The following is a 6,423-nucleotide window of genomic DNA, read 5'->3' as shown; positions in this document are numbered from 1 at the left end:
TCGATGAGCCCCCGCTCGGTGTCAGTCGCGCCTCGATCACCAGGGCTTCCACGGCCAGCGACTCGGCTGCCTCGGGGCCCCAGCGGTCCGTGAGCCGATCTTCACGCCGGTTCCTCCGCCCGGCACCGCTCAGTAGTGCGCAAGATCGGTGGAGGCGGCGATCGCGCGGCGGATCGGCTCGGCGTCCGGGCTGGTAAGAAACCGCAGGGTGGTCTCGGGCACGAGCGACCTCAGGAGCTCCTCATCGCGGTCGTGGATAGCCTGCCGAATCGTGGACGCGCTCACCACTCGGCCACCGACCTCGAGGCGGCGCAGCTGGACGCACGCGATCCCCTTCGTGGGCAACAGCGAAGCCATGGTCTCGTTGTAGAGCCGCGTGACGAAGCTGGCCTTCTCGTCGCCCACGAAGCGCCGGGTGATGCCGAGCCGCCGGGCAATCTCCGTGAAGACCGTGAGATCGAGTAGCGCTTGACCACGAATCGCGGCCTCCTCGTCGCGCTGGAAGTAGCTCGGAAAGGTCGCGCTGCTGACCATGTAGCTGTCGGTGTCCTGCAGGACGACATTCGGCAGATCCGCCGTCCCTTCCGCGATCAGACGACGGCGCACGTCGAACGGGAAAATACTCGACTCTTCCGACACGACGAACAGGTGGACCACGTCACTGGCCCGCGCCGCCTGCTCCACCAGGTAGCGATGCCCGAGAGAAAAGGGGTTCGCATTCATCACGATCGCAGACACAGCTCTGCCCTGGATTCGCCGCGTCTCCAGGCGCCGCAGATAGCTGGAAAAGCCGTCCCGGCGATTCTCGAGGAAGACGACGGACCCCGGCACGCGCACCACTTCGTGGAAGCCAAGATCGACGAACATCGGCGAGGCTTCCTCTTTCGTATAGACGAATACCCGCGTGTTCCCGCGCGCGCTCTGGACCTCCATCAGATGGGTCACGATGGAGTTCAGCAGGCCCTCCCCTCGATGCGAGCCGTCGACGGCCAGACAGCGCAGGGTATTGGCGAAGCAACTCCCGGTCGCGATCATCGCGCCGTCGTCGTCGATGATCGCGCAGGTGTAATCAAGATTTCTGTCAAGGCGGATCCCCTCGGATCCGAGCAATGCCTCGACGCGACGCATACCCCTGCGGTCGCTCGGGTAGATCGTCGAGACGACAAGGTCGGTCATGTTCCCTCCATCGCCGAGATCGGCTATTTATCGCCGATCGGTCATGTGCCAAGACAGGTCGGTCGGCCCGTCGTCGCCCTCGGCCGCTGCGGCACCGACCGAGGGCGAGCGTGGCTAGCTCAGCACGAACGGTTTGATCTTGCGGACGACATCGAGAATCGTCCCGTCGCGCGCCTCGACGACCGCGACCACCTGGTCCTCCCACTCCAGAGGATCAGGGGTTCCGACGAGTCCATAGGCCTTGTCGCGCAGCCATTCGATGGTGACGTGGGGGATGCCGGCCCGGTCGAGGCAGTCGATCAGGTCCTGACGCAACGGGTTCACCGCGATGCCGTAGTCGGTCACGAGCACATCCACGCAGTCGCCCGGGGTCGTCACCGTGACCACGCTGTCGCACACGGTCGCCATCCGTCCGCGGGTCAGCGGCGTGACGATGATGCAGCACTTGCTTCCCGCGGCCGTATCCGGGTGCCCGCCCGGGGCCCCTCGAAGGATCCCGTCTGAGCCGGTAATCACGTTGACGTTGAAGTGCAGATCGACCTCCAGCGCCGCGAGCACCACGAAATCGAGCTGATTGACGTAGGCGCCCTTGTTGGCTGGGTTTGCGTATTCGCTCAGATCGATCTCGTGGTGATCAGGATGCGTGGAGATGTGATCGATAGCGCCCTGATCGAAATCCTGCGTGTCGAGGATGTGGCCGACGAGCCCCCGATCCTGCAGTCGGCAAATCGCGCTGCTCGTCCCACCCAACGCGAAGCGCATCGTGATCCCCCGCTCGACCATGTGATCCTCCAGGAACCGGTTCACCGCAAGCGATGGCCCCCCGACCCCCGTCTGGAACGTAAAGCCGTCGGCGAAGTACGGCGTCGCCGCGATAACCCGTGCGACATTTTCAGCCATCATGAGCTCGCGGGGATTGTCGGTCATCCGCGCCTCCTTGGTCGAAATCCTCGTCGCATCGCCGATATCGTCGACGACGACCACGCAGTCCACGTCGATCGCACGAATGGACGCCGGGACGTTCGGCGCCTCGACGAGCGTGTCCGTCACGACGACTGTGTGGTCGGCGTACCGGGCGTCCTGCATGCCGAAGCCCATCGACCCGAAGTTGTTCTTGCCACCGACTCCGCGAGCGTTGCCGAAGGGATCTGAACTGGCACACGCCAGGAAAGCGATATCGATGTGGACCTCGCCCGCCTCGATCGCCCGGGGGCGCCCGCCATGGCTGCGGATGATGGCCGGTGTCGCCAGCTTGCCGGCCGAGATCACCTCACCGATCGGCCCGCGGACGCCGGACGTCTGCGCGCCCACGATCCGCCCCTGTTCAATGTACTGGGCGATGATCCCCTGTGCGGTACCCAGCGAGGTCGCGGCCACCGTGATGTCCTTGAGCCCCATCTCCTCGATCAGCACCTTGGCGACCATGCCCGACACGTAGTCACCGTCGCGGAACTCGGTGTGGAAGGAGAAGGTCATGCCGTCATGTGCACCGCACTTCTCGGCGGCCTCGCGGATCGTCGCGCACAGCTTATCGGCGACCGGCGTCACCGCCCGCCGCGAACGCGGCGAGTCCTTCTTCACATACTTTCCGTCCATGTAGAACTTCCCTTGGTAGACCTCTTTACCGTCTACCAGCAGCTCGGCAGGAATCTCTCGCCCCACGGCATTCAACATCATTCGGCTCCTTTTCACTGTTCGCTGATCACAGATCGCCGTCGTAGACGCCGCAGGCCTTGGCGAGCTCAAGAGTGCGCCGGGCATCCTCGAAGAAGGGAATGTCGACCATCTTTCCGTCGACGGTGTAGACACCGATACCCGAGTCGGCCTGCTCGTTGAAGGAGCGGACCAGCTTCTCTGCGTAGGCGATTTCTTTCGCGGTAGGTGCGAAGATCTCGTGCACCAGCCGGATTTGGCGCGGGCTCACGATGCTCTTCCCGTCGAAACCCATCTGCCGGTTCTGCACGACCTCCTCGCGGAACGCCTCCATGTCGTCGATGTTCGGGAACATCGTGTCGAAGCACTGGACGCCAGCGGCGCGCGCGGCGAGCAGCATCATTCCGCGCGCGGTCAGCATCTCGATGCCCCCCTTCTCGATGCGCACGTGCATGCTCTTGCGGAAGTCGCCGCCCGAGATCGCGCATCCGAACAGCCGATCCGATGCAGTGACGATCTCGTAGGCGTTCAGGATCCCCTGGGGACTCTCCAGCGCGGCCATCAAGAGCGTCCGGCCCTCCTCGAGACCGAACTCGCGCTCGGCTGCCAGGGTCGCCGCCTCGACCTGATGAACGTCATCTGCGCTCTCGCACTTCGCGATCCGGATGCCGTCGGCACCCGACGCCACGACGCAGCGGATGTCTTCCCGCCAGTGGGGCGTGTCGAGTCCATTGATGCGGACGATGACCTCGGTGTTCCCGTAATCGATGGTCTGCATCGCGTGATACAGCGAGAAGCGGGCGGCGTCCTTCTGGTTCTCGGCCACGGCATCCTCGAGATCGAGAATGATGCTGTCGCTCCCGTAGATGTACGCATCCTTGAGCAGCCCCGGCTTCTGGGCGTTCATGAACATCATCGTCCGCCGCAGGCGGAACTTCTCTGGCTTCGGGCGAGGAATCATCGGATTGCCCCTCCCCACGGAATACCAGCCTCGGACGTCGATTCGCTGCGCATGACCGCGCATTCGACACGCGCCTTGAGCGTGCCGTCGAGAGCACCCTTATCGATGACGGTGATACGACCGCTCGTCACGTCCAGCCTCCCGAGCGTCTCCATGACGGTCGCCTTGATCTGACGGCCGTACTGATTCATGACCGAACTCTCGATCGACACCTCCAAACCGTCGGTCGACGGCTCGACGCTCACCTGGGCGTCGCTGGATTCCAGCGTTCCGGCGAGCGCCGGTTTGATGATTTTCATGGCCCTACTCCTATCTCGAAAAGTCGTGGCGGGGTTCGGCTGGGTTGGCCATGATCAGCGCCCCGGCGATGTGCACCGGGTTCATCACGACGACGGCCCCCGATATCACGATGGCCACCAACATCGGCAACACCATCGCCGCGCTCCCGTGGGTCGCGCCGATGCCGATCGGGACCATGACAGCCAGTGTCGCCATCGTGGAGGACTCCATGTTCGACGTCGCCTGCCGCTCGCGGGTCGTCCTGCGCCCGATGGACGCCAGCCACTCCTGGTGTGAGCCCATCTCGCGCGCCCCTTTGGCACTCTGTTTGGTATCCCAAAGGGTATTCCGTTTGGCGTGGGTGCGCAACCGTCCTGCCCGATCCGCTCGCACTCGACGGGCGGAGCGCCTGGATACGCGGCCTCCACGCCGATTCACCCGCCCGCTCCGACGTGCCACCGCAGGGCCCCTCACCAGCCACACCTAGGATGAGTGGCCACCGAAAGGAGCGTGATCACGCTGTGAGCAAGGTCGAACCCGGGAGCAAGACGGACGCCGCGTACGCGCGCCTCCGCTCTGAGATCGAGCGCGGCGAGCTGGGGGCCGGCGCCAGCTTGAGCGAACACGCGCTGGTGGAACGCCTTGGGCTCTCCCGGACGCCTGTCCGCGACGCCCTTCGCCGGCTGATCGACGACGGGCTCGCAGTCCGCGACGGCAGTCGGGGCTCGGTGCGCGTGAGCACCCCCTCGGTGGCCGGTGTGCACGACCTGTTCGGGTTCCGTGCCGTGCTCGAGGGTGCGGCGATTCACGATCTCGCGGACGCCCTCGCGTCCGGGTCCGTCTCGTCCGACCCCATCGCGGGTCTCGCCGAGGAACTGCGCGGGCTCGGCGAACAGGCCCCGTCTCGCGAGCGCACCGACGCGTTCTACGACTTCGCCGAGCGCTTCGACCGCACCATCATCGATCTGACACCCAACCGGCTTCTCGCCAAGGCGATCGCCGATCTGAGGCCCCGCACAGTGCGTCTGCGGGGCGTTGCGCACCACCGGCCCGAGCGAGAGGCCCGCTCGATGGCTGAGCACCAGGCCATGCTTGCCGCGCTGCTGGCCGGGGACGGCGAGGCCGCTCAGCTCGAATGCGTGGCGCACTTGCGGCTCACGATGGAGGCCATCTTCGCGGGTCTCGCCGACCCCCGCCAGGCCCACACCCTCGCCTTCTGACCGCCTCTGCACACTGCCGCAGACCGCCCCGGGGGTAGGCTCTGCCAACCGTGACGACAGCGATCCTCGCCGCGCTCGGCGCGACGCTTCTGTACGGGCTGGCCTCCGTCGCGCAGGGGTTCGCGGCCCGGCGCGCCACGGGGCCCGCCGTGGTGCGGCACCCCGCTTATCTCGCGGGGATCGCGGCCGACGTGGGCGCCTGGGCGCTGTCGCTGGTCGCGATGACGCAGTTGCCGCTCTTCGTCGTCCAGTCGATGCTCGCGGCGTCCCTCGGGGTGGCCGTGCTGGTTGCCTGGCCTGTCCTGAAGCTGACGCTCCGGCGGCAGGACTGGGCGGGCGTCGCCGTCGCGACCGCCGGCGTCGCGCTCGTGTCGGCGTGCGCAGGCGCCGAGTCGTCCGTCGCCCCGCCGGGATGGTTCACCCCCGCGCTCGGGGCCTGCCTGGCGGTCGTCGCCGTCGTCGGTTGCCTCGGCTACCGGCGTGCGCGCGGGGTGTTGTTCGCCGCGCTGGCCGGCCTCGCTTTCTCGCTCGCGGCGCTCGCCGGACGAGCGGTCATGGGCGCCGGCGACCTCGGCTGGCACGTGCTGGAGTCGCCGCTGGCCTGGTCGGTTGCGATCGCGGGTGTCCTCGGCACGCTCTTCTACGCCCGGGCGCTGGAACGGGGTTCGTTCGGCTCGGCGACCGCGGTCATGTGGGTCGTGGAATCGCTCGTGCCGGGCATCGTCGGCATCGAGGTGCTCGGCGACCAGGTGCGCGACGGCTGGGGGCCGGCGGCCGTCGCCGGCGTCCTGCTGTCCCTGGCCGGATGCGTGACGCTCGCGCTCTCGCCGACCCAGAAAAAACTGGGGGCCGACTAGGGACGCCGCCGGCGTCCGTCGCTCAAGCGATCAGGACTCGAGCTCGCGCGCGTCGCGCCCCTGCAGGGCGTGGAAGGGCTCGATGGCCGCGTTCTCCTCGCGATCCTGGCCGAGCCAGGAGCGACCCATGGTGAGCCCGGTGACGAGCACGCCGATGAGGCCCGGGATGATGATGAGCAACCACAGAAAATCCATGAGGCTCGGCGTCGGGGCGGCCGGGTAGCCCGGCAGGGTCTGCAGCGGGATCAACAGCACGCTCAACTCTGACATGGCCTAA

8 protein-coding genes are annotated in these 6,423 nt (G+C 66.6%); 2 read left to right on the top strand and 6 right to left on the bottom strand.

Translation table 11 applies throughout. The annotated features are described in order from the left end of the window. Nucleotides 1-129 precede the first annotated feature (129 nt). From citC to WMJ97_RS04615, 5 genes are all read right to left on the bottom strand, one after another. Entirely contained in the window at nucleotides 130-1,176 is a 1,047-nt protein-coding gene (gene citC / locus WMJ97_RS04635; protein WP_347347798.1) for a [citrate (pro-3S)-lyase] ligase, read from the bottom strand. A 114-nt stretch (nucleotides 1,177-1,290) separates the two neighbouring features. Further along, a complete protein-coding gene (gene citF / locus WMJ97_RS04630) occupies nucleotides 1,291-2,853 on the bottom strand; it encodes a citrate lyase subunit alpha (protein ID WP_347347797.1) in 1,563 nt (520 codons plus the stop codon). A gap of 25 nt (nucleotides 2,854-2,878) precedes the next feature. Then, nucleotides 2,879-3,742, bottom strand: coding sequence for an aldolase/citrate lyase family protein (locus WMJ97_RS04625; protein WP_347347799.1), 864 nt, complete (start codon nucleotides 3,740-3,742; stop codon nucleotides 2,879-2,881). Between the two features lie 44 nt (nucleotides 3,743-3,786). Further along, on the bottom strand, nucleotides 3,787-4,089 hold the full coding sequence (gene citD, locus WMJ97_RS04620; RefSeq protein WP_347347796.1) for a citrate lyase acyl carrier protein: 303 nt from the start codon (nucleotides 4,087-4,089) through the stop codon (nucleotides 3,787-3,789). 10 nt (nucleotides 4,090-4,099) lie between these two features. Further along, nucleotides 4,100-4,372 carry a hypothetical protein gene (locus tag WMJ97_RS04615; protein WP_347347795.1) on the bottom strand — a complete coding sequence of 91 codons (273 nt, stop codon included), beginning with the start codon at nucleotides 4,370-4,372 and terminating at the stop codon, nucleotides 4,100-4,102. A gap of 218 nt (nucleotides 4,373-4,590) precedes the next feature. Between WMJ97_RS04615 and WMJ97_RS04610 the strand changes: the two genes are divergently transcribed. Beyond that, entirely contained in the window at nucleotides 4,591-5,289 is a 699-nt protein-coding gene (locus WMJ97_RS04610; RefSeq protein WP_347347794.1) for a GntR family transcriptional regulator, read from the top strand. Nucleotides 5,290-5,339: 50 nt separating this feature from the next. Continuing rightward, nucleotides 5,340-6,146, top strand: a complete 807-nt coding sequence (locus WMJ97_RS04605) for a hypothetical protein (protein WP_347347793.1) — start codon at nucleotides 5,340-5,342, stop codon at nucleotides 6,144-6,146. Between the two features lie 30 nt (nucleotides 6,147-6,176). Here the strand turns inward: WMJ97_RS04605 and WMJ97_RS04600 are convergent, their stop codons facing one another. Continuing rightward, entirely contained in the window at nucleotides 6,177-6,416 is a 240-nt protein-coding gene (locus WMJ97_RS04600; protein WP_347347792.1) for a hypothetical protein, read from the bottom strand. Nucleotides 6,417-6,423 lie beyond the last annotated feature (7 nt).

Origin of the sequence: Nigerium sp., from assembly GCF_039811905.1 — a bacterium.
Classification (GTDB): Bacteria; Actinomycetota; Actinomycetes; order Propionibacteriales; family Propionibacteriaceae; genus Propioniciclava.
Note: the sequence above shows the minus strand (reverse complement) of the source record. Positions and strands in the feature narration are given on the sequence as shown.